Consider the following 20,301-nt stretch of genomic DNA (forward strand, 5'->3'; position numbering starts at 1 on the left):
CGTCGTCGGCGCGGGCGCTCGCCGAGCGAGGCCACGACGTCACCGTCCTGGAGGCCAGGGAGCGAGGAGGCGGCCGGACCTGGACCACGACTCCGGGTCGCGCGAGGCGACGCCTGCCTTCACCGGCCGCCGTCGACGGAGACGCCGCAGCGGCAGCAACGGGAGACGGCTCTGGGCGCGCGAGCGCGGGCTAGCCTTCCAGCCGCATCTCGTCGATGAGGGTGCGCTGCACGCACACCCCGTCCCTGATCCACTGCCAGACCCTGCTGCGGTGCCTGCCGTCCCGGCTGAGCACGATGAGCTCGAACAGCTGCAGGTCCTGCCCTTCGGCCCGGTAGATCCAGTGCAGGTAGATGGCCTGGCCGTCGAGCTCCCAGGTCTCGCCCTTGATGCGCTCGGTGTCGAAGGCCATGCGGCCGCCGCCCAGGTAGCGGCCGGGGAAGCGGTGCTCCTCTGTGCGCCCGTCGTCCCAGGTGTAGCGGTTGACCTGGTAGTAGTCGTGGGAGCCGTCCGAGGGGAACGAGCACGTCAGGTGGGAGCGGTGGCGGTCGGTCACCTTCCCTTCCGGGTCGACGACGGTGTAGGTGCCCTCCCATTCGCCCTCGTGCCGGGCGAGCAGGGGCATGTCCTGCTTGATGCTCATGGGGTCATCACTCCTCAGGGGGCGGGGTGCCACCAGGGGTCGGGGTCGGTGGAACGGTTGATCAGATAGGAGGTGCGCCGCAGGAAGCGCTGGAGCGCGGCGGGGCCCATGCGGGAGCCGCCGAGCCCGGAGAGCTTCGCGGCGTTCTTCTCGCCCTCCTGGATGATCGCGGTGAGGCCGGCGTCGTTGATGCTGACCGCTCCGGTCTCGAGGCGTGCGGCCACCGCCAGCGCGTCCTGCTCCGTCGGCCCGAAGACGGCCGCGGACAGGCCGTAGGCGGAGTCGTTGGCCAGGGCCACGGCCTCGTCGGTGGTGGTGAACGGCATGACCGGCAGGAGCGGGCCGAAGGTCTCCTCGGTCATCACGAGCATGCGGTGGTCGACGCCGGTGAGCACGGTGGGGCGGCACCAGCGGCCGCCGCCGTGGTGTTCGATGAGGCCGCCGGTGAGCACGGCCGCGCCGCGCGTGACGGCGTCGGCCAGGTGGCGCTCGATCACGTCGGCCTGCGCGGGGTCGATGAGCGGTCCGATCGGTCCGCCTTCGCAGGTCAGACCCACTTTCGCGGCCTTGGCCGCCAGCAGGCCGACGAACGGCTCGTAGATCGCCTGGTGCACGTAGACCCGCTCGATGGACAGGCAGGACTGGCCGGCGTTGGCGGTGCCGCCCCACAGGACGGCCGAGGTGGCCCGGTCCAGGTCGCAGCCGTCGAGCACGATCGCCGGGTCCTTGCCGCCGAGTTCCAGGAAGGCGGGGACGAACGCGCGGGCGGCGGCCTCGGCGACCCGCCTGCCGGTGGGCACCGACCCGGTGAAGGCGACGGCGTCGACCAGTTCCACCATGGCCGCGCCCGTGGAGCCGTCGCCCTCGATCACGCGCAGGGGCAGCTCGGGCGGGACGAGCCGCATGAGGGGCTCGATGAAGCGGGGGGTCACCTCGCTGGGTTTGACCAGGACGGAACAGCCGGCGGCCAGCGCGGGGACGGCGTCGATGAGGCCGAGCAGGAGGGGGAGGTTCCACGGGCTGATCACGCCGACCAGCTCGTAGGGGCGCCAGGCGCCGTCCAGGACCACCGAGGGGACGACGGCCGAGGGTGTCTGGCCCCGGGATTCCATCGTCGCCGCGGACCAGCGTTCGATCATGCCCGCGACGAGCCGTACCTCCAGCTCCGACTCCGTGCGCCGCCCGGTGTCGGCGACCAGGGCCTCCAGCAGCGCGGCGTCCGCGGCGAGCGCGCGCCCGAACCGCCGCAGGACCTCGCCGCGGTCGGCGGCGGCCCAGGCGGCCTGCGCCGCCCGGAGCCCCGCCACGATCGGGGCGAGATCGGCGGGGGGCGCCAGTTCCCGCTCGATCCGGCCGGTCAGGGGGTCGCGTACGTGGGTCATGGCCGGGTCCTGTCGATGATGTCCTGCTGCCGCCGGGTGAACCAGGCACGATCGGGGACGTCATGAGCCAGCCCGTTGGGCCGCTCCACGTCGTGCCTGCCGTACTCCTGCGCCCAGAGGGCGGTCTTGACCCGTGCGGGCAGGTTCCCCATGCCGGGCCGCGAGCGAGCGCGCCGCACGGCGGCCAGGTCCAGCTCGGCGGCGGCCACGATCGACTCGCCGCTTCCCGCCTGCGCCAGCAGGCGCCCCTCGAAGTCGAGCAGCTCGGAGCCGCCGTTGGTGGAGTCGCGGGGGATCGGGATGCCGTCGAGCCCGCCGGAGTTGGCCGAGACGACGTAGGCGAGGTTCTCGATGGCGCGGGCGCGCCGCGCGACGGCCTTGGGGGTCAGCGACGGGGAGGCGATCTCCGAGGTGGAGTGGCAGAAGACCTCGGCGCCGCGCAACGCCAGCGCGCGGGCCAGCTCCGGGTAGAGGATCTCCTCGGAGGCGATGCAGGCCAGCGCGCCGATCTCGGTGCGGGCGACGGGGAACACCGCGTCGATCCCGTAGATCTCCAGGTAGCGGTCCCAGACGTCGTACGGCGACGGCGAGTACATCGAGTGCAGCCGCCGGTACCGCAGGATCACCTCGCCCGCCGGGCCGAGGATGAAGGAGGTCTGGAAGTACAGCTCCGGGAAGTGCGGGTCGCTCTCGTAGGCGTTGCCCGAGAGGAAGATCTGGTGGCGGGAGGCGATCTCGCCGAGCGCCGCGTATTCGGGGCCGTCCGGGGCGATCGCCGCCAGGTCGCGCCATCGCGCCACGCTCTCGCCCATCGGGAAGCCGGTGAGGAAGTACTCGGGCAGCACGACGAGCCGCAGCTCGGGTCCGGCCCAGGCGCGGGCTCCCGCGACGGCGGTGCCCGCCCTGCCGATGGCCCGCATGATCTCCGCGCGCGGGTCCGCCGTCCCGTTGACCGCCTTCGTCGCGATCTGCAGGGCCAGGGCCCGGAAAGCGGAGACCTCAGTCTTGAAACGCCGTTCCACGTGTTGGAACATAGCCCCGTGCCTGCAGCCGCGCAAGCATTGACGCCAAAAACGTCAGACCATTAGCTTAATGGTCAGACGTTTCGCGATCCCAGGAGTGACCGTGACCGTGCACGAGGCCAGCATCGGCCGATACTTCGAGGACTTCACGGTCGGCGACATCCACCAGCACGCGCTCGGCCGCACCATCACCGAGGCGGACAACACGTGGTTCACGTTGCTGACCATGAACACCAACCAGAACCACTTCAACGCCCACTTCGCCGAACGTGCCCCCTACGGCAGGATCATCGCCAACTCGGGGCTGACCGTCGCCGTCGTGCTGGGGCTGTCGGTCATGGACATGAGCCAGACGGCCATCATGAACCTCGGCTGGGACGAGATCAAGCTCACCCACCCGGTCTTCGTGGGTGACACGATCTACGCCGAGTCGCTGGTCGTGGACAAGCGCGAGTCCGCCTCGCGGCCTTATGCCGGGATCGTCTCCTGCCGCACCAGGGGCCTGAACCAGGACGGCGACGAGATCATGTCGTGGAAGCGCACGGTCATGGTCTACCGGCGCGACGCGCCCCACGACAAGGGCTACTTCCCGCAGGCCAAGACCGGGCCGCTGACCGCATGAGGATCACCTACGGGCCGTGGGGCGAGAGCCTGGAGGAGCTGACCTCGGCCGCCAGGGCCGCCGAGGAGGCGGGCGCCGAGCTCATCTGGGTGCCCGAGCTGCACCGCAGCGCCACCGTCACCGCCGCCGCCGTGGCCTCCGCCACCACCCGGGCGGGGGTCGGCACCGCCATCGCGCTCGCCTTCACCCGCAGCCCGATGATCACCGCGCTGGAGGCGCTCGACCTCGACGAGCTGACCGGCGGCCGGTTCGTCCTCGGACTCGGCTCCGGCGCGCGCAGGCTCAACGAGAACTGGCACAACGCCCGCTGGGACAAGCCCCTGGCCCAGCTGCGGGAGACCGTCGAGGTCATCAGGACCATCGTCGCCGCCTCCCACACCGGGCAGCCGCTGGAGTACGAGGGGGAGTGGCAGCGCCTGAGCGTGCGCGGCTTCCGCCGGCCGTACCAGCCGGTCCGCACCGAGATCCCGATCTACCTGGCCGCGGTCGGACCGCAGCTCACCCGGATGGCGGCGCGGATCGCCGACGGGTGGATCTCCCACGAGCTGTGCTCCCCCGCCTACCTGCGCGAGCACGTGCTGCCGAACCTGGCGGGCAGGCGCGACGGCTTCGACGTCGTCGTCTCGGGCTGCTGCTCGATCGACCGGGACCCCGCGCTCGCCCGCGAGCGGGCCTCGGGCGTGCTCGCCTTCTACGCCTCGGTCGCCACCTACAAGGACTTCTTCGCCTTCCACGGCCTGGCCGACGAGCACGCCCGGATGGTCGAGGCCTTCCGCGCCGGACGCAAGGCCGAGGTGCCGGGCCACATGGTCGACCCCCTCGTGCTCACCGGCACGCCGGACCAGGTGGCCGAGAGGATCGCCGCGTACGAGGGCTTCGCCGACACGATCAAGCTCACGCCCGCCGTGTACGGCAACAGCCCGGCGCAGATCCGCGAGAACCAGGCCCGCCTCATCACGCTCATCAGGGAGCTGACCGCATGAGACCGCTGCAGGACGTCCGGATCATCAGCCTGGAGCAGTACGGCGCCGGACCCTTCGGCACCGTGCACCTGGCCGACCTCGGCGCCGAGATCATCAAGATCGAGGACCCGCGCGCCGGTGGCGACGTCGGCCGCTACGTGCCGCCCTACACCGAGGGCGAGGACTCGCTGTTCTTCGAGACGTTCAACCGCAACAAGAAGTCGCTCTCCCTGGACCTCGCGACGCGGGCCGGACGCGAGGTCTTCGAGGACCTGGTACGGCACGGCGACGCCGTCTACTCCAACCTGCGCGGCGACGTCCCGGCCAAGATGCGGATCACCTACGCCGATCTGAAACACCTCAACCCGGCGATCGTCTGCTGCTCGCTGACCGGCTTCGGCATGACGGGCCCGCGCGCGGCCGAACCCGGCTACGACTACATCCTGCAGGGCCTGGCCGGCTGGATGGAGCTCACCGGCGACCCGGCGGGCCCGCCCACCAAGTCGGGCCTGTCGCTGGTGGACTACTCCGGCGGCTTCGTGGCGGCGATCGCGCTGCTGGCGGCGCTGCACGCGGCGCGCCGCGACGGCGTGGGCATGGACTGCGACCTGTCGCTGTACGACACCGCGATCAGCATGCTCACCTATGTCGGCACGTGGGCGCTCAACACCGGCTACCGGCCCGCCCGCACGCCGCACTCGGCCCACCCGTCGCTGGTGCCGTTCCAGAACTTCGCCGCCAAGGACGGCTGGCTGGTGGTGGGGTGCGCGAAGGAGAAGTTCTGGCAGCGCCTGGCCGCCATCCTCGGGCCGGAGTTCGCCGAGGAGCGTTACGCCACCTTCGCCCAGCGCCGCGAGCTCGCCGGTGAACTGCTGCCCCGGCTGGCCGAGATCTTCCTGACCAGGACCGTGGCCGAGTGGCTGGCGGTGCTGACGCCGGCGGGCATCCCGTGCGGGCCCGTCAACGACGTGACGCAGGCGCTCGCCGAGGAGCACACGGCCGCGCGCGGGCTGATCGCCGAGACCGACCACCCCAGGTACGGCAGGCTGCGGCAGCTCGCCTCGCCGGTGCGGGTGGGAGCCGAGCCGGTCGAGCACCGGCGGGCGCCGCAGCGCGGTGAGCACTTCGAGGAGGTCGTCGGCGGCCTGCTCGGCTACTCGGCCGAGCGCGTCGACGCGCTGACGTCGGCGGGTGCCTTCGGGACGCCGCGATGACCGCGGCCGAGCGGCTGGCCGGATGGGCCCTGGAGCTGAGCCTGGAGCAGGTGCCCGAGGCGGCCGTCGAGGCGGCGCTGCGCCACCTGCTCGACGGCCTGGGCTGCGCCGTCGCCGCCGGGACCGACCTGCCCGCGATCACGGTCGCCCGTGAACTGGGCGGCCCCGCCGAGGCGACCATCCTCGGCACCCCCTGGCAGGTCGGCGCCCCCGCCGCGGCGCTGGCCAACGGCATGCTCGTGCACGCGCTCGACTTCGACGACACCCACGCGGGCGGCCTCGTGCACGCGACCGCGCCTGTGCTCCCCGCCGCCTTCGCCGTGGGCGAGGAGATCGGCGCGAGCGGCGCCGAGGTGCTGGCGGCGGCCCTGACCGGCTACGAGACGATCTGCCGGCTGGGCGCCGCCGTACCGCACGGCTTCCACGCCCGCGGCCTGCACGCCACCGCGACCTGCGGGGTGTTCGCCGCCGCCCTGGCAGCCGCCCGGTTGTACGGCCTGACCCACGCCGAGACCGTGGACGCGCTCGGCATCGCGGGAAGCCAGGCGGGCGGGCTGCTGGAGTTCCTGAACACCGGCTCCTCCACCAAGCAGCTCCACCCCGGCTTCGCCGCTCAGGCCGGGGTCCTGGCCGCCCGGCTGGCCAGGGCCGGAGCCTCCGGGCCCGCCACCGTGCTGGAAGGACCGTACGGCCTCTACGGCGCCCTGCTCGGACTGCCCGGCCTCGACCCGGTCACGGAGCTCGGCGAGCGCTGGGAGGTCACCAGGATCGGCGTCAAGCCGTACCCCGCCTGCCAGCTCCTGCACGCCAGCCTCGACGCGGCCCGCGGCCTGACGGGCGACATCGAGGAGATCGTCGCCGAGGTGCATCCCGACACCGCGCCGATCGTCTGCGGGGAGGGCAAGGACCGTCCGCGCACGCCGTACGACGCCAAGTTCAGCCTCCCGTGGAGCGTGGCCGCGATGATCGTGGACGGGGAGGTCACCGTGCGCACCTACGCCGACGTCGACCGGCCGGAGGTCGCGGCACTGGCCGCGCGGATCCGGCACGAGGTCGTGCCCTTCCCCGGGGTCGCCGCCGCCCAGCCGGGACGGCTGCGCATCAGGTTCGCCGACGGGACCTCGACCGTGGCGCAGGCCCCGCCCGGCCTGGCGGGCGTCGCCGAGGCGGTCCGGGCCAAGGCCCTCGGCAACGGGCTGAGCGAGCGCGCGATCGGCCTGGTCCTCGACCTGGCCAGCCTGCCCACCCTCCAGCCCCTGATCCAGGAGTTGATCGTATGACCGTACGGCTGCCGGCCGTGACCGGCGCCACCGCGCAGGAGGCCTACGCCCGAGCCCTGGGCGACCTGGAGCGGGCCGGCTTGTCCGCCGACGACATCGTCCAGGTGGTGCAGTACGTGACCGACCCCGCGGACGCCTGCGCGCCCGACGGTGTGACCGTCTCGACGGTGTCCGTGGAAGCACTCCTGGACGGCGCGGCGGCGATCGAGCTGACGGCGCACCCCGGCGGCGGCGAGCGCATCCCGACCCCGGACGGCGTCGTCACGGTCGCCGACGAGATCGTCTACCTGCCGGGCATCCTGCCCGCCGACCTGACGGCGGGCTTCCGCGAGCAGTACCGCTCCTGCCTGGAGGTCGCCGGCGAACTGCTCAAGGCGGCCGGGACCGGCCTCGACGCGCTGGTGCAGACCACCGACTACACCGCCACCGCCACCCGGGCCGAGTACCCCCGCTGCGGCCGTCCGCGCCGCGAGCTGCTCGGCGGCACCGGCACCGACGGGCTGGCGGTCCATCCAGGAGCGGCGGGCATCCTGGTCGACCGGCCGCCGGTGCCGGGCGCGATGGTCTGGCTCGACGCGGTCGCCTCCCGCAGCCCGCTGCGCACGGTCAACCCGGGCTGGAGGCGCTACGAGACGCTCACCTACAAGCCGGGCGTGGCGGCGGGCGACACGCTGTTCATGTCGGGCTTCGGAGCGCTGGAGCCGGCGACGCAGCGGGCCATCTTCGACGGCGACCTGGAGGCGCAGGCGGAGTTCACCTACGCGGCGATCGCCACCGTGCTGCGCGAGGCGGGGCTGACGGGGGAGTCGGTGGTGCGGCTCGTCGAGTACGTCACCCCTGACGGTGTGGCGAAATATCCGGAGATCGCGGCCATCCGCGAGCGGTACTTCCCCGGCCGGCCGGCCCTCACCTCGGTGGTGTGCTCGGCGCTCCTGCGCCCGGAGTTCCTGATCGAGGTCGTGCCCACGGCGGTGTTCCGATGAACGACGACGTGAGCGGTGGTCCGGCTGACGAAGAGGTGAGTTACACCGCCCCAGAGGAGCTCGGCAAGGCCGCGATCCGCTACTTCGCCCAGGCCGTCGGCGACGCCAACCCGCTCTACACCGACGACGCCTACGCCCGCGAGCACGGCTACGACGGCGTGATCGCCCCGCCGACCCTGATCTGCGAGACCAACCAGTACACCGGCCTGCCCAGGGACGAGCACGGCTACCCCGGACACAGCTGGCCCCAGGAGTACCCCGGCCGCCGCCAGGTCAGGGGAGGCAACAGCTACGAGTTCCACCAGCCGGTACGGCCCAGCGACGTGGTCACCGCGACCTGGCGCGTCGAGAAGGTCGAGGAGAAGGCGGGCAAGATCTTCGTGACCTCCCGCGCCACCTACACCAACCAGCACGGCGAGCTGCTGGCCGTCAACGAGGAGGTGGTGGTGTGGATCTGATCCCGCCGCTGGAGCGCCGCATCGAGCTCCCCGACATGATCGCCTACGCGGGGGCAACCTGGGACTGGCACCGCCTGCACTACGCCCCAGAAGGCCTCGACCGCCCGGTCGTCGACGGCCAGCTCTTCGGCGCCCTGCTCGCCGAGCAGCTCCAGGACTGGCTCGGTCCCGGCCACCGCATCACCCGCCTGCACTTCCGCTTCCGCAGCATGGTCTTCGCCGGCGAGACGGTCCGCTGCACCGGCCGGGTCGTCGGCCGCGACAACGGCGTCATCACCGTGGAGCAGCAGGTCGAGGTCGTAGAGGACGGCCGCGTCGCGGTGGCGCCCGCCGGGGCCACGGTGGTGCCGCGATGAGCGTGGCCGTCGTCGGAGCCGCCGAGTCCGAGCTGGGCGTGACCGGCAAGACCATCATGGAGCTGCAGACCCAGGCCATCACCGGCGCCCTGGCCGACGCCGGGCTGAGCCTCGCCGACGTCGACGGGCTGGCCACCGCCGGGGTCTCCCGCTTCTCGGCCACCCAGGTGGCCGACTACCTCGGGATCCGGCCCGCCTGGACGGACTCGACGTTCGCCGGAGGCTCGGCGTTCGAGATGTACGTCGCCAGGGCCGCGCAGGCGATCGAGGCGGGGCAGTGCACCACCGTGCTGATCTCCTACGGCTCCAACCAGCGCAGCGCACGCTCGCGGTCGCTGGCGGGCGTGCTGGAGCCGCACACGCCGGAGACGGAGTTCGAGTCGCCGTACGGGCCGCTCTACCCGATCTCCTACTACGCGATGGCCGCCCAGCGGTACCTGCACGCGCACGGCGCCAAGCGGGAGGACCTGGCCGAGGTCGCCGTCGCCGCCCGCGAATGGGCGCTGCTCAACCCCCGCGCCTACCGGTACGAAGCCGGTCCGCTCACCGTCGACGACGTGCTCGCCTCGCCCATGGTCTCCTCGCCGCTGACGGTCGCCGACTGCTGCCTGGTGACCGACGGCGGCGGCGCGATCATCCTGACGAGCCTCGAACGGGCCCGCGACCTGCGGCGCCCGCCCGTCGTGGTGCTCGGGTACGGCGAGGCCACCACCAACACCGGCATGGCCTCGGCCGGCGACCTGCTGGAGCCGGGCTCGATCATGTCGGGCCGGCGCGCCTACGCCATGGCGGGGCTGGGGCCGCAGGACGTGGACGTGGCGCAGCTCTACGACTCCTTCACGATCACCGTCCTGCTCACCCTGGAAGGGCTGGGCTTCTGCGGTCCGGGAGAGGCGGGCGACTTCGTGCGCCGCCGCGCGCTGCCGTACAACACCAACGGGGGCGGCCTGTCCTACTGCCACCCCGGCATGTACGGCCTGCTGCTCCTCGTCGAAGCCGTCAGGCAGCTGCGCGGCGAGTGCGGGCCGCGCCAGGTCGACGGCGCGCAGGTCGCCCTCGCGCACGGCACGGGCGGCATCCTGTCCACCCACGCCACCGTCCTGCTGGGGGTGGACCGATGACCCCCTGGTGGGAGGCCACCCGCGAAGGGCGGCTGCTCCTGCAACGCTGCGAGGGCTGCGGCCACCTGCAGCACTACCCGCGCGCGCTCTGCACCGGCTGCGGCGGCACTGACCTGGGCTGGCAGGAGTCGGCCGGGCGCGGCGCGGTCGACTCCTTCACCGTGGTCCACCGCTCGCCCTCGCCCGAGCACGCGCCGCCCTACGTCGTGGCCCGCGTGCGCCTGGACGAGGGACCGATCCTGCTGACCAACCTCGTCGGCGACGCCGACTGGCACTGCGACCAGCGTGTACGGCTGGCCTGGCGGACCCTGGACGACGGCCGCCGCCTGCCCGTGTTCGAACAGGAGTGAGATGGACTTCGAGCTGAACGACGAGCAGCGCGCCTTCCGCGAGACGCTGCGCGACTTCGTCGACAAGGAGATCGTGCCCGTCGCGGGCGAATGGGAGCGCTCCGGCCGCTACCCCACCGAGATCGTCGACAAGATAAAGCGGATGGGCCTGTTCGGGCTGACCGTGCCGGAGGAGTACGGCGGGCTCGGCGTCGACCTGGTCTCCTTCGCCCTGGTCTTCGAGGAGATCGCGCGCGGCTGGATGGGCGTGGCCGGCGTGCTCGGCTCGCACTCGCTGTCGTGCGGCATGATCGCCCGGTACGGCACGCCCGAGCAGAAGGCCGCCTACCTGCCCGACCTGGCCACCGGTGCCCGCCGTACCGGCATCGCCCTGACCGAGCCCGGCGCTGGAACCGACCTGCAGGGCATCACCACCACCGCCCGCCGCGACGGCGACCACTACATCGTGCGCGGCACCAAGACGTGGATCACCAACGCCCGCCACGCCAGCCCGCTGCCGGTGCTGGTCAAGACCTCGTCCACCGAGCCCGCGCACAAGGGCATGTCGGTGCTGCTGGTCGAGGAGGGCTTCTCCGTCAGCCGCGACCTGCCCAAGCTCGGCTACAAGGGCACCGAGTCGTGCGAGGTCGTGCTCGACGACGTGCGCGTGCCGGTGGCGAACCTGCTCGGCGGCGTCGAGGGGCGCGGCCTGCAGCAGGTGCTGTCGGGGCTGGAGAGCGGCCGCATCAACGTCGCCGCCCGGGCGATCGGCATCGCGCAGGCCGCCTACGACGCCGCGCTGGCCTACTCCCAGCAGCGCACCGCCTTCGGGCAGCCGATCTCCGGCTTCCAGGCGATCCAGCTCAAGCTCGCCGACATGGCCACCGAGATCCAGGCGGCGCGGCTGCTCACCTACTGGGCCGCCTCGCGGGCCGATTCCGGCCTGCGGGTCGACATGGAGTCGGGCATGGCCAAGTACTTCGCCTCCGAGGCCGCGATCAAGGCGTCGCTGGAGGCGATGCGCATCCACGGAGGGTACGGCTACTCGCAGGAGTACGTCGTCGAGCGGCTCTACCGGGACGCGCCGCTCATGGCCATCGGCGAGGGCACCAACGACGTGCTGCGCATGGTCATCGCGCGGTCGCTGCTGGCGGGCAAGGGCCGGGTGGGCTGGTGAGGTCCGCGCTGTACGTGCCGGGTGACCAGCCGGGCAAGCTGGCCAAGGCGCTGGAGCGCGGCGCCGACGCCCTCATCGTCGACCTGGAGGACGCGGTCGCGCCCGCGGCCAAGGACCGGGCCCGCGCCGAGGTCGCCGGCTGGCTGCGGAGCACGCCCGCCACCGGCGGCTGCGAGATCTGGGTGCGGATCAATCCCGGCGAGCTCGGGCACGCCGACCTGCGGGCGGTGGCGCTGCCCGCGGTCGCGGGGGTGTGCGTGGCCAAGACGGAGTCTGCCGACGAACTGGTGGCGATCGACAAGCTGCTGGGGGACGCCCCCTGGATCAAGGTCTGCCCGCTGCTGGAGAGCGGCGCCGCCGTCCTGGCCGCGGAGCGGATCGCCCGGGCGCCCCGGGTGAGCAGGCTCCAGCTCGGCGAGGCCGACCTGCGGGCCGACCTGGGCGTCGAGCCGGGACCCGACGAGCGCGAGCTGCTGGGGGCCCGCTCGCAGGTGGTCCTGGCCAGCGCCGCTGCCCGCATCGGGCCGCCGCTCGGACCGGTCAGCACCGACTTCCGTGACCTGGACCGCCTGCGCGCCTCGACCGAGGCGTTGAAGCGCCTGGGATTCCGCGGGCGGGCCTGCATCCACCCGGCCCAGCTCGCCGTGGTCAACGAGGTGTTCACCCCGGCCCCCGCCGAGGTCGAGCGGGCACGCGAGCTGATCGCGCGGTTCGAGGCGGCCGAGTCGGGCGTGGTGCTCGACGACGCGGGCCGGATGGTCGACGAGGCGATCATCCGCCAGGCCCGCCGTCTCCTGGCGGATCTGCGGCAGTCTTAGGCATTTGCCTAGTTCTGCCGTACGGCTGTTGCCATAGGGGAACCGTTGTTTCCAAAATCCAGGGGACGGTTTCCCTAGCGCGAAAGCTGGTGAATGGTCATGCGCCTCCGGCTGACCAGGGTCGGCGCGATCCTCCTCGCCCCGCTCCTGCTCCTCACGGCCTCGCCCGCCCAGGCGGCCCCGGACCTGTCGGCTCCCGGCTCGCACGCGGTCGGGTACTCCGACGTCAGCGTCTCGGCCTCCGGCCGCTCGTTCAACGCCCGGGTCTACTACCCGGCCACCACCGCGGGCAGCAACCGCGCCGTGGCCGACGGGCAGTTCCCCGTCGTGGCCTTCGGGCACGGCTTCTTCCAGAGCATCAGCAAGTACGCCTCCCTGGGCAGCCACTGGGCCTCCTGGGGGACGATCACCATCATGCCCACCTCCCAGGGCGGGCTCTTCCCCAGCCACAGCGCCTTCGCCGACGATCTGAACGCGGCGCTCACCTGGATGGTCGCCCAGAACACGAGCGCCGGGTCACGCTTCAACGCGCACGTGCGCACCGACCGGCTGGGCCTGTCGGGGCACTCGATGGGCGGAGGCGCCGGCGTGCTGGCCGCCGCGCGCAACCCCGCGGTGCGGGCGGTGACGAACCTGGCCGCCGCCGAGACCAACCCGTCGGCCAAGGCGGCGGCGGCCACCACGGCGGTTCCCATGCAGCTGCTCGCCGGCTCCCAGGACGGCGTCGCCGGGCCATCGGGCCACCAGATCCCCATCTACCAGGCCAAACTCGCGCCCAAGCAGCTGCGCACCATCGTCGGCGGCTTCCACTGCGGGTTCACCGACTCGGGCGGGCTCGGCTGCGACAGCGGCTCGATCAGCCGGGCGGTCCAGCAGGCGATCACCGAGCGGGTGACCACGGCCTGGCTGCTGTACTACCTGCACGACGACGCCTCCCACCTCGACGCGGTGTGGGGCGGGGCGGCGCAGAACGACCCGGCCGTCCAGTTCCTCGGCGCGCAGTAGCTCAGCGACCGGCTCAGTCGCCGGCTCGATCCTGCTCCGGCGCGGCCGTTCCGGCGGGTACGCGTAGCTGCGGGGGCCAGGTCCCCGGTACGAACAGCCCCAGCACGAAGGCCCGCCCGGCCAGCGCCGACCTGCTGTCGGCGCCGAGCCGGGCGCGCAGCCGCACCAGGTGGTAGTCGACCGCCTGCCGGGTCAGGTGCAGGCGGCGCGCGATCTGCGCGTTCGACGCCCCCACGGCCACCAGCCGCAGGACCTCTCCCTGCAGCGGGCTGAGCGCCTCGGCGACCGGGCAGATCTCGTCCAGGACGGCGACCGCCCGCCACGGCAGGCCGTTGGCGCGGGGCTCGACCCGCGCGCTGACCCGCGCGTGGATGACCGCGCCGTCGCCGCGCACCAGCCGCATCCTGCTGCGGTAGCCGTCGAGCCGCCCCAGCGCCAGTCCGAGCCAGTACGGGCGCTGGACCTCCAGCTCGCCTTCCGCCAGCAACTCCTCGGCGTGGAGGCCGTCGAGCTCCTCCGCCGTGCGTGCCAGGGCCAGGCGGAAGGCCGGATTGGCGTCACGGACCCGGCCCAGCCCGTCCACCGCCGCGATCGGCACCGGTACGCGGTCGAAGTACACCCGGTAGGGTCCCTCCATGTCCGCACCGTAGGCGAACTCCTCGGTGAGGTCCAGGGCGGCTCCCGACGGCACACGGCACCAGGCGGCTCCTAGTGGCGCACGACCGTCAGCTCGGCCAGGCCCGCCACGCAGGCGGCGTCCGGCAGCCCCCGGGCGGTCGCGATCAGCTCCTCCACCTGGTCCGCCGCCAGCACGCGGCCGGCGTTGGAGCGGAACTTCGCCGCCTGGTCCTCGTGCGAGAGCGGATGCTCGGGGCCGCCGCGCGAGGAGTCGACCCGGTGCTCCCTGGTCGAGCCGTCCTTCATCCGTAGCCGCACCACGGCGGGGAAGGCCGTGGGGAAGATCTCCGAGGCCCGCTCGTCGGCCACGCACCGCACGCGGGCGGCCAGGGCGAGCCGCTCGGGGTCCAGCCGGGCGAAGTCGTCGAGCGCCAGCCCGAGCCCGCCTCCGCCCAGCAGCGCGGCCGCAACGGTGTAGGGCCCGGAGAACTTCGCGTGGTACGGCGAGCGCGGCCGGATCTTCTCCTCGTACGGCTCGGCGATGGTGCGCAGCACCGGGGCGGGCACCCCCAGCTCGATCTCCTCGATCTCGGCCGGATCGACGCCCTGGGCCCGCAGGGCGAGGGCGCAGTCGATGGCCGGATGCGTGAAGTGGTTCGACGGGTAGGGCTTGTAGACCGTGCGGGTCAGCTCCCACCGCTCGCCCAGCCCCGACAGCAGCGCGTCGGCGTCGAAGCGCCCGCCGATCCACGCCTGGAAGAAGCCGAACCTGCCCTCCAGCACGGTCGGCGGACCGGTCAGCCCTTCGGCCGCCATGACCGCGGCGGACACGCCCGCGTGGGCGGCCCAGCCGCAGTGCGCGCGTTTGACGGTGCCGCCGGTGCGGTTGGCCTCGAGCAGGCCGGAGCCCATGCTGGCGGCGATGCCCGCGGCGTGGGCGATGCCCTCGGCGTCGAGGCCGGTGACGAGCCCGGCGGCGACGGCGGCGCCGATCGTGCCGCAGATGGAGGTGGCGTGCTGCCCGTTCTCGAAGAAGAGGGAGTTGCGCGCCTCGGGCAGGTAGGAGGCCATGCCGAGCCGGTTGCACACCTCGATGCCCGCGGCGGCGGCGGCGATCAGCGCGGCTCCGCTCGCGCCGGCGGCCTCGGCGGCGGCCAGCGCGGCCGGCACGACGGGGGCGCTGGGGTGGAGCACGGAGGGCAGGTGGGTGTCGTCGAAGTCGAGGGCGTGTGCGAGTGTGCCGTTGACCAGCGCGGCCGACGGCGCGGGCAGCCGGTCGCCGCTGCCGATCGTGGTGGACTCGGGCGTGCCGCCCCAGCGGCGCGCGGCGCGCAGGACGGCGGGTCCCGCGTCGCCGTCGGGCTCGCCGTAGGCGGCCAGGCAGTTGCCCAGGACGTCGAGGATCCGGCTGGTGACGTCGTCGCCGATGCCGGCGGGCACGCCGGCGTCCCGGCATGCGGCGGCGAACGCCGCCAGCCGCTGCACGTGAGTGGTCATGCGGCGCTCACGAAGGCGAGGGGGCGGACGGGCGCGCCGGTGGCCCCGACGATCGGCAGGGGCGCGAGCACCAGCAGGAACTCCCGGGCGCCGGTGTCGAGGAGGTCGGCCAGGCGCATGGTCTCGACGATGTTGATGCCCGACTCCACCAGCAGGGTCCTGTGCACCGGCAGCGTGGCGTGGCCGCGGCCGGGCGCGATGTGCTCGAAGGCGATGGTCTCGCCGCCGACCAGGCGGGGCGCGCGTTCGGCCAGCCAGCGCCCGGCCCGCTCGCCGGGCCCGGGAACGCCGTCCTGGTGCCCGACGAAGGCCGGTCCGTCGTCCCACAGGCGGGACCACCCGGTGCCGATGAGGACGGCGTCGCCCTCGCCGATCTGCAGCCCGGCCGATGCCTTGTCCAGGTCCTCCGGGGTGATCTCGTATCCGGCGGGCAGCACCGCCACCCCGTGGGCGGCGGCGACGTCCAGGAGCACGCAGCGTCCGGCGTAGGGGGTGAACTCGTCGATGCCCAGCGCGCCGAACCCCTCGTGCGAGGTGAGCTCGGCCGCGTCGAGCCCGCCGTACAGCCGCCCTTCCTGCGAGACGTGCGCCAGCGCGTCGACGTGGGTGCCGACGTGGCCGCCGGTGACGATGACCTCGTTGGCGGCCGAGCCGCCGTCGGGCCGGACCAGGTCGCCGTGGCGTCGTTCGAGCGCCATGCGGAAGGGCGGGTGGTTGGGCGACTGCGGCATGCCCTTGCGCATGGGCTGCGCGAGATCGAACACTGTGGCGGCCGCCACGGCGCTCCACAGGGTCATCAGATCACACCCTTCTCGCGCAACCGCGCGATCTCGTCGGTGTCCAGTCCCAGGCGGGAGCCGTACACCTCGTCGTTGTGCGCACCCATCGGGGGACCGGCCCAGCGGATCGATCCCGGGGTGCGGGACAGGCGGAACAGCACGTTCTGCATGCGCAGCGGCCCGAGCTCGGCGTCGTCGACGGTGGTGATCGTGTCGAGGGCGCGGTACTGGGGGTCGTCGAAGACGTCGCGGATGTCGTAGACGGGCGCGACGGCGGCCTGCGCCCGTTCGAAGGCGGCGACCACCTCGTCCAGGTCGCGCTCGGCGATCCAGCCTCCCACGTGGGCGTCCAGCAGGTCGGCGTGCGCGGCCCGGTCGGCGCCGCCGGCGAACCACGGCTCCTCGACGACCTCGGGATGGCCGACCAGGCGCATCACCCGCTCGGCGATGTTCTGCGAGGAGGTGGAGACGGCGACCCAGCGGCCGTCGCGGGTGCCGTAGGTGTTGCGCGGCGCGTTGTTGACGCTGCGGTTGCCGGTGCGCTCCTGGAGCACGCCGAGCTGGTCCCACCACAGCGGCTGCGGCCCGAGCAGGGTCAGCAGCGGCTCGATGATGGCCAGGTCGATCACCTGGCCGCGGCCCGAGCGCTCGCGTTCGTACAGCGCCATCGTCACCGCGTTGGCGCACGTCAGGGCCGAGACGCCGTCGGCCAGGCCGAAGGGCGGCAGGGTGGGCGGGCCGTCGGGCTCCCCGGTGACCGCCGCGAATCCGCTCATGGCCTCGGCGAGGGTGCCGAACCCGGGACGGTGGGCGTACGGCCCGGCCTGCCCGAACCCGGTCACCCTGGCGATCACCAGGCGCGGGTTGGCCTCGTGGAGCCGTTGCGGTGACAGGCCCCAGCGTTCGAGGGTGCCGGGCCGGAAGTTCTCGATCAGCACGTCGGCCCCGGCGGCCAGGCGCAGGATCAGCGCGGCGCCCTCGGCGGTGCCCAGGTCGCAGGTGACGGCCTTCTTGTTGCGGGAGAGCATCTTCCACCACAGGCCCACGCCGTCCTTGGTGTGGCCGTGCTTGCGGGAGGGGTCGCCGTGACGGGGATGCTCGACCTTGATCACCTCTGCGCCGTAGTCTCCCAGCACCGTGGCGGCCAGCGGCCCCGCGAAGAGCGTGGCGATGTCGAGAACCACGATGCCGTCGAGCGGGCCGGCGACTGATCCGTTCTGCACGCACAACTCCCGGGCGAGTGTTCCGTTTTGCGGAATGATGTTTCAGACTGTACCCAAGGATGGGCAGGATGGTCCATCAAAAGGAAACACTGTCACGTGATGGGAAACCTTAATGCTCTATCTCGTTTACCGGATGCGCCTGTCGCCACGCGCACGCCGGGACATGAAGGCCTTCTGGGCCTGGCTGGAGGACCGGGAACGCTGGTTCTACCGCGACCTGCCCATGGTCAAGGAGGTGCGCTGGCACTACAGCGTGATCGGCGACGTCTACACGCTGGAGAACTGGGCGGCCTTCGAGGACGAGGCCGCGTGGGGCGCCTACCGGGCCGCGCTGGGCACGCTCAAGGCCGACACGTCCTGGGAATCCGAGCGGGTCTCCCAGGAGGAGTGGTGGGATTTCCTCGACACGAGGATCATGACCGACCCTCCCGTCACCGTCGGATTCCGGCGCGAGTGACGGGCCCCGCGAGCCCGAGGAGCCGCCATGCCTGCCAATGTGCCTGCCAATGTGCCCGCCAACGTGCCTGAACGCGCCACCAGCGACGTGGGCAGCCAGACCGTCGCCACGGTCGAGCGCGCCGCCGACGTCCTCGTCCTGTTCGCCGAGTCCGGAGCGCTCACGCTCGGCGTCACGGAGATCGCCGAGAGCCTGGGCATGTCCAAGGCGGCCGTGCACCGGGTCCTGGCCTCGCTACGGACCAGGGGACTGGTGGAGCTCGACGAGGAGAGCAGGCGCTACTCCCTCGGGCTGACGGCGATGCGGCTCGGACTGGCCTACCTCGACCGGATCGACGTGCGGCGGCTGGCCGCGCCCGAGCTCATCGACCTGAGCAGGCGCACCCACGAGACGGCGACGCTGTCCATCCGCACCGGCGACACCAGGGTCTACATCGACCAGGTGACGCCCCAGCGCGAGGTGATCATGTCCGTGTCGCTCGGCGTGCCGTACCCCCTGCACGCCGGCGGGTCGTCCAAGGCCTTCCTGGCCTTCCTGGCCGAGGACGAGATCGCCGACTACCTGCGCAACCCCCTCGTCCCCATGACCGCCTCGACGGTCACCGACCACGACAGGCTGCTGACCGAACTGGCGCTCATCCGGCGCCGCGGCTACGCCATGTCCATCTCGGAACGGCAGAGCGGAGCCGCCTCCGTCGCCGCCCCGATCCTCGACCACCATGGCCGGCCCGCCGCCGTCGTCAGCGTCTGCGGCCCGGCGGAACGTTTCATCGGAGAGGCCGACGCGTGCGCGGCCGCGCTCCTGGAGGCCTCGGACAGGCTCTCCGCCCAGCTCGGTTTTCGAAAGGAATCCCCTGATGCACCGCTACGACCTGCTCGTCAAGGGCGGGCTGATCGTCCTTCCCTATCACGGTGAGATCCGCGCGGACCTGGCCGTGTCCGGCGGCAAGGTCGCCGCCATCGCCACGGAGATCCCCGCCGCCGAGGCCGCCGAGGTCATCGACGCCACCGGCAAGATCGTGCTCCCGGGCGCCGTCGACGCGCACTTCCACATCGGCATCTACCGCGACATGGCGCTGGACGCCTTCGAGGAGACCCGCTCGTCGCTGGTCGGCGGGGCCACGACGGTCCTGACGTACTTCCGCACCGGTCAGCACTACCTCGACAGGACCGGGCCGTACAAGCAGATCTTCCCCGAGGTGCTCGACGCGGTGGCCGGGCGCTGCTTCACCGACTACGGCTTCCACCTGGCGCCGATGACGGTCGAGCAGATCGGCGAGATCCCGCAGCTCGTGGAGGAGCACGGGATCACCTCCTACAAGTACTACATGTTCTACAAGGGCTTCGACCTGGCGGCCAACAGCCGCGACGCGCAGGCCTTCACCATGGGCGACGAGTACGACCTCGGCCACCTCTTCCTGATCATGGAACAGCTCGCCGCGGTCCAGGCCGCCCGTCCCGACGTACGGCTGTCGCTGTCGTTGCACTGCGAGCAGTCGGAGCTGATGCGGGTCTTCATCGACCGGGTGCAGCGCGGCGGCGCCCCGCAGAACCTGCGCGCCTACAGCGAGGGCCGTCCGCCGCTGACCGAGCGGGTGGCGATCGCCGAGGCGACCACGCTGGCCAGCCACACCGGCACCAACCTCAACCTGCTCCACCTGTCGAGCGCCGACGCGCTGGGGGCCGCGGCCACCGCTCGCGACCTGTACGGCCACGTCGACATGCGGTTCGAGACCACGCTGCACCACCTGTGCCTGGACCACGACGAGCTGGACGCGCGTGGCGGGCTGGGCGGCAAGGTCAACCCGCCGATCCGCACCCGCGAGCACAACGAGGCGTTGTGGCGAGGCGTGCGCGACGGCGTGGTGGGCTGGGTGGCCTCCGACCACGCCTGCTGCATGGAGGAGCACAAGGGCGACCAGCTGTGGCCCGCCCGGCCAGGATTCGGCGGCACGGCCCTGCTCTACCCCGTGCTGGTCTCCGAGGGCCACCTGCGCCGGGGCATCCCGCTCACCAGGATCGCCGAGGTGGCTTCGGCCAACCCGGCCAAGGCCTACAACCTGTGGGGCCGCAAGGGCAGCCTGGCGGTCGGCTTCGACGCCGACCTGACCGTGGTCGACCCGGAGCTGACCAGGACCGTCACCACCGACCTGCTGCTGTCGGCGCAGGACCACTGTCCCTTCGAGGGCGCCGAGGTCACCGGCTGGCCGGTGGCGACCGTGGTCGGCGGACGGATCGCCTATCGGGACGGCGAGGTGGTCGGCGAGCCCGCGGGGGCCTATCTCCAGCGCAACTGAGCCGAAACGTCTGACCTATTGACAGTGCAGGAGAGGCGGGGCCACCATGCTGAAACGGC

General features: G+C 72.5%; 22 protein-coding genes and 1 pseudogene. 16 read left to right on the plus strand and 7 right to left on the minus strand.

Going from position 1 to position 20,301, the window contains the following annotated elements:
• Positions 1 to 11: 11 nt before the first annotated feature.
• Positions 12 to 194 (plus strand): annotated as a pseudogene (locus tag HNR30_RS50615) (FAD-dependent oxidoreductase); the annotation flags it as partial.
• On the opposite strand, the gene HNR30_RS10280 reads toward HNR30_RS50615, so the two are convergent.
• Genes HNR30_RS10280 through HNR30_RS10290 form a run of 3 tightly spaced genes read right to left on the minus strand, consistent with a single transcriptional unit; the run spans position 191 to position 3,047 of the window.
• The gene (locus tag HNR30_RS10280) at positions 191 to 643 is read right to left on the minus strand and encodes a DUF3598 family protein (RefSeq protein WP_181609522.1); all 453 of its coding nucleotides are present in this window, start codon (positions 641 to 643) and stop codon (positions 191 to 193) included. The pseudogene HNR30_RS50615 and the gene HNR30_RS10280 sit on opposite strands and share 4 nt — an antisense overlap.
• 14 nt (positions 644 to 657) lie before the next feature.
• Positions 658 to 2,025, minus strand: coding sequence for an aldehyde dehydrogenase family protein (locus HNR30_RS10285; RefSeq protein ID WP_181609523.1), 1,368 nt, complete (start codon positions 2,023 to 2,025; stop codon positions 658 to 660).
• Complete coding sequence (locus HNR30_RS10290; protein WP_220133394.1) at positions 2,022 to 3,047, minus strand: nitrilase-related carbon-nitrogen hydrolase; 1,026 nt, start codon at positions 3,045 to 3,047, stop codon at positions 2,022 to 2,024. Before HNR30_RS10290 ends, HNR30_RS10285 begins: the two co-directional genes overlap by 4 nt.
• 70 nt (positions 3,048 to 3,117) lie before the next feature.
• Here HNR30_RS10290 and HNR30_RS10295 point away from each other — a divergent pair, with 70 nt between their 5' ends.
• From HNR30_RS10295 to HNR30_RS10350, 12 genes are all read left to right on the plus strand, one after another.
• Positions 3,118 to 3,669: a MaoC family dehydratase gene (locus tag HNR30_RS10295; protein WP_220133395.1), complete on the plus strand. Its 552-nt coding sequence runs from the start codon at positions 3,118 to 3,120 to the stop codon at positions 3,667 to 3,669.
• Positions 3,666 to 4,652, plus strand: a complete 987-nt coding sequence (locus HNR30_RS10300; RefSeq protein WP_181609525.1) for an LLM class flavin-dependent oxidoreductase — start codon at positions 3,666 to 3,668, stop codon at positions 4,650 to 4,652. The genes HNR30_RS10295 and HNR30_RS10300 overlap by 4 nt, the downstream gene beginning before the upstream one ends.
• Positions 4,649 to 5,845 carry a CaiB/BaiF CoA transferase family protein gene (locus HNR30_RS10305; protein ID WP_181609526.1) on the plus strand — a complete coding sequence of 399 codons (1,197 nt, stop codon included), beginning with the start codon at positions 4,649 to 4,651 and terminating at the stop codon, positions 5,843 to 5,845. Before HNR30_RS10300 ends, HNR30_RS10305 begins: the two co-directional genes overlap by 4 nt.
• Positions 5,842 to 7,125: an MmgE/PrpD family protein gene (locus tag HNR30_RS10310; RefSeq protein WP_181609527.1), complete on the plus strand. Its 1,284-nt coding sequence runs from the start codon at positions 5,842 to 5,844 to the stop codon at positions 7,123 to 7,125. Before HNR30_RS10305 ends, HNR30_RS10310 begins: the two co-directional genes overlap by 4 nt.
• The gene (locus tag HNR30_RS10315; protein ID WP_181609528.1) at positions 7,122 to 8,108 is read left to right on the plus strand and encodes a RidA family protein; all 987 of its coding nucleotides are present in this window, start codon (positions 7,122 to 7,124) and stop codon (positions 8,106 to 8,108) included. Before HNR30_RS10310 ends, HNR30_RS10315 begins: the two co-directional genes overlap by 4 nt.
• A complete protein-coding gene (locus tag HNR30_RS10320) occupies positions 8,105 to 8,566 on the plus strand; it encodes a MaoC family dehydratase (RefSeq protein ID WP_181609529.1) in 462 nt (153 codons plus the stop codon). Before HNR30_RS10315 ends, HNR30_RS10320 begins: the two co-directional genes overlap by 4 nt.
• Complete coding sequence (locus HNR30_RS10325) at positions 8,557 to 8,922, plus strand: MaoC/PaaZ C-terminal domain-containing protein (RefSeq protein WP_312894317.1); 366 nt, start codon at positions 8,557 to 8,559, stop codon at positions 8,920 to 8,922. Before HNR30_RS10320 ends, HNR30_RS10325 begins: the two co-directional genes overlap by 10 nt.
• The gene (locus HNR30_RS10330; protein ID WP_181609530.1) at positions 8,919 to 10,043 is read left to right on the plus strand and encodes an acetyl-CoA acetyltransferase; all 1,125 of its coding nucleotides are present in this window, start codon (positions 8,919 to 8,921) and stop codon (positions 10,041 to 10,043) included. Before HNR30_RS10325 ends, HNR30_RS10330 begins: the two co-directional genes overlap by 4 nt.
• Positions 10,040 to 10,393, plus strand: a complete 354-nt coding sequence (locus tag HNR30_RS10335) for a Zn-ribbon domain-containing OB-fold protein (RefSeq protein WP_181609531.1) — start codon at positions 10,040 to 10,042, stop codon at positions 10,391 to 10,393. Before HNR30_RS10330 ends, HNR30_RS10335 begins: the two co-directional genes overlap by 4 nt.
• A 1-nt stretch (position 10,394) precedes the next feature.
• Positions 10,395 to 11,549, plus strand: coding sequence for an acyl-CoA dehydrogenase family protein (locus HNR30_RS10340; protein ID WP_181609532.1), 1,155 nt, complete (start codon positions 10,395 to 10,397; stop codon positions 11,547 to 11,549).
• Positions 11,546 to 12,367 carry an HpcH/HpaI aldolase/citrate lyase family protein gene (locus HNR30_RS10345; RefSeq protein ID WP_181609533.1) on the plus strand — a complete coding sequence of 274 codons (822 nt, stop codon included), beginning with the start codon at positions 11,546 to 11,548 and terminating at the stop codon, positions 12,365 to 12,367. The genes HNR30_RS10340 and HNR30_RS10345 overlap by 4 nt, the downstream gene beginning before the upstream one ends.
• Before the next feature lie 99 nt (positions 12,368 to 12,466).
• Positions 12,467 to 13,372 carry an alpha/beta hydrolase family protein gene (locus tag HNR30_RS10350; RefSeq protein WP_181609534.1) on the plus strand — a complete coding sequence of 302 codons (906 nt, stop codon included), beginning with the start codon at positions 12,467 to 12,469 and terminating at the stop codon, positions 13,370 to 13,372.
• 13 nt (positions 13,373 to 13,385) lie between these two features.
• On the opposite strand, the gene HNR30_RS10355 is transcribed toward HNR30_RS10350, so the two are convergent.
• The 4 genes from HNR30_RS10355 to HNR30_RS10370 are packed head-to-tail and all read right to left on the minus strand — an operon-like array spanning position 13,386 to position 17,489.
• Positions 13,386 to 14,063 (minus strand): helix-turn-helix transcriptional regulator, encoded by a 678-nt coding sequence (locus tag HNR30_RS10355; RefSeq protein WP_181609535.1) that lies wholly within the window; start codon positions 14,061 to 14,063, stop codon positions 13,386 to 13,388.
• A 17-nt stretch (positions 14,064 to 14,080) separates the two neighbouring features.
• A complete protein-coding gene (locus HNR30_RS10360; protein WP_181609536.1) occupies positions 14,081 to 15,487 on the minus strand; it encodes an MmgE/PrpD family protein in 1,407 nt (468 codons plus the stop codon).
• Complete coding sequence (locus HNR30_RS10365) at positions 15,484 to 16,284, minus strand: cyclase family protein (RefSeq protein WP_181609537.1); 801 nt, start codon at positions 16,282 to 16,284, stop codon at positions 15,484 to 15,486. Before HNR30_RS10365 ends, HNR30_RS10360 begins: the two co-directional genes overlap by 4 nt.
• Positions 16,284 to 17,489 carry a CaiB/BaiF CoA transferase family protein gene (locus tag HNR30_RS10370; protein ID WP_181609538.1) on the minus strand — a complete coding sequence of 402 codons (1,206 nt, stop codon included), beginning with the start codon at positions 17,487 to 17,489 and terminating at the stop codon, positions 16,284 to 16,286. Before HNR30_RS10370 ends, HNR30_RS10365 begins: the two co-directional genes overlap by 1 nt.
• A 112-nt stretch (positions 17,490 to 17,601) precedes the next feature.
• Here HNR30_RS10370 and HNR30_RS10375 point away from each other — a divergent pair, with 112 nt between their 5' ends.
• Genes HNR30_RS10375 through HNR30_RS10385 form a run of 3 tightly spaced genes read left to right on the plus strand, consistent with a single transcriptional unit; the run spans position 17,602 to position 20,242 of the window.
• On the plus strand, positions 17,602 to 17,946 hold the full coding sequence (locus HNR30_RS10375; protein WP_181609539.1) for a hypothetical protein: 345 nt from the start codon (positions 17,602 to 17,604) through the stop codon (positions 17,944 to 17,946).
• Between the two features lie 27 nt (positions 17,947 to 17,973).
• A complete protein-coding gene (locus HNR30_RS10380) occupies positions 17,974 to 18,861 on the plus strand; it encodes an IclR family transcriptional regulator (protein ID WP_181609540.1) in 888 nt (295 codons plus the stop codon).
• The gene (locus HNR30_RS10385) at positions 18,803 to 20,242 is read left to right on the plus strand and encodes a dihydroorotase (RefSeq protein WP_181609541.1); all 1,440 of its coding nucleotides are present in this window, start codon (positions 18,803 to 18,805) and stop codon (positions 20,240 to 20,242) included. Before HNR30_RS10380 ends, HNR30_RS10385 begins: the two co-directional genes overlap by 59 nt.
• Positions 20,243 to 20,301: the final 59 nt, after the last annotated feature.

Source organism: Nonomuraea soli (assembly GCF_013761175.1).
In the GTDB taxonomy this organism is placed as follows: domain Bacteria; phylum Actinomycetota; class Actinomycetes; order Streptosporangiales; family Streptosporangiaceae; genus Nonomuraea; species Nonomuraea soli.

Excerpts from the sequence above, each read along its gene's own strand:
- HNR30_RS10280 (WP_181609522.1), bottom strand. The coding sequence starts at position 643 with ATGAGCATCAAGCAGGACATGCCCCTGCTCGCCCGGCACGAGGGCGAA.
- HNR30_RS10285 (WP_181609523.1), bottom strand. The coding sequence starts at position 2,025 with ATGACCCACGTACGCGACCCCCTGACCGGCCGGATCGAGCGGGAACTG.
- HNR30_RS10295 (WP_220133395.1), top strand. The coding sequence starts at position 3,118 with ATGGTCAGACGTTTCGCGATCCCAGGAGTGACCGTGACCGTGCACGAG.
- HNR30_RS10300 (WP_181609525.1), top strand. The coding sequence starts at position 3,666 with ATGAGGATCACCTACGGGCCGTGGGGCGAGAGCCTGGAGGAGCTGACC.
- HNR30_RS10305 (WP_181609526.1), top strand. The coding sequence starts at position 4,649 with ATGAGACCGCTGCAGGACGTCCGGATCATCAGCCTGGAGCAGTACGGC.
- HNR30_RS10310 (WP_181609527.1), top strand. The coding sequence starts at position 5,842 with ATGACCGCGGCCGAGCGGCTGGCCGGATGGGCCCTGGAGCTGAGCCTG.
- HNR30_RS10315 (WP_181609528.1), top strand. The coding sequence starts at position 7,122 with ATGACCGTACGGCTGCCGGCCGTGACCGGCGCCACCGCGCAGGAGGCC.
- HNR30_RS10320 (WP_181609529.1), top strand. The coding sequence starts at position 8,105 with ATGAACGACGACGTGAGCGGTGGTCCGGCTGACGAAGAGGTGAGTTAC.
- HNR30_RS10330 (WP_181609530.1), top strand. The coding sequence starts at position 8,919 with ATGAGCGTGGCCGTCGTCGGAGCCGCCGAGTCCGAGCTGGGCGTGACC.
- HNR30_RS10335 (WP_181609531.1), top strand. The coding sequence starts at position 10,040 with ATGACCCCCTGGTGGGAGGCCACCCGCGAAGGGCGGCTGCTCCTGCAA.
- HNR30_RS10340 (WP_181609532.1), top strand. The coding sequence starts at position 10,395 with ATGGACTTCGAGCTGAACGACGAGCAGCGCGCCTTCCGCGAGACGCTG.
- HNR30_RS10350 (WP_181609534.1), top strand. The coding sequence starts at position 12,467 with ATGCGCCTCCGGCTGACCAGGGTCGGCGCGATCCTCCTCGCCCCGCTC.
- HNR30_RS10360 (WP_181609536.1), bottom strand. The coding sequence starts at position 15,487 with ATGACCACTCACGTGCAGCGGCTGGCGGCGTTCGCCGCCGCATGCCGG.
- HNR30_RS10365 (WP_181609537.1), bottom strand. The coding sequence starts at position 16,284 with ATGACCCTGTGGAGCGCCGTGGCGGCCGCCACAGTGTTCGATCTCGCG.
- HNR30_RS10375 (WP_181609539.1), top strand. The coding sequence starts at position 17,602 with ATGCTCTATCTCGTTTACCGGATGCGCCTGTCGCCACGCGCACGCCGG.
- HNR30_RS10380 (WP_181609540.1), top strand. The coding sequence starts at position 17,974 with ATGCCTGCCAATGTGCCTGCCAATGTGCCCGCCAACGTGCCTGAACGC.
- HNR30_RS10385 (WP_181609541.1), top strand. The coding sequence starts at position 18,803 with ATGCACCGCTACGACCTGCTCGTCAAGGGCGGGCTGATCGTCCTTCCC.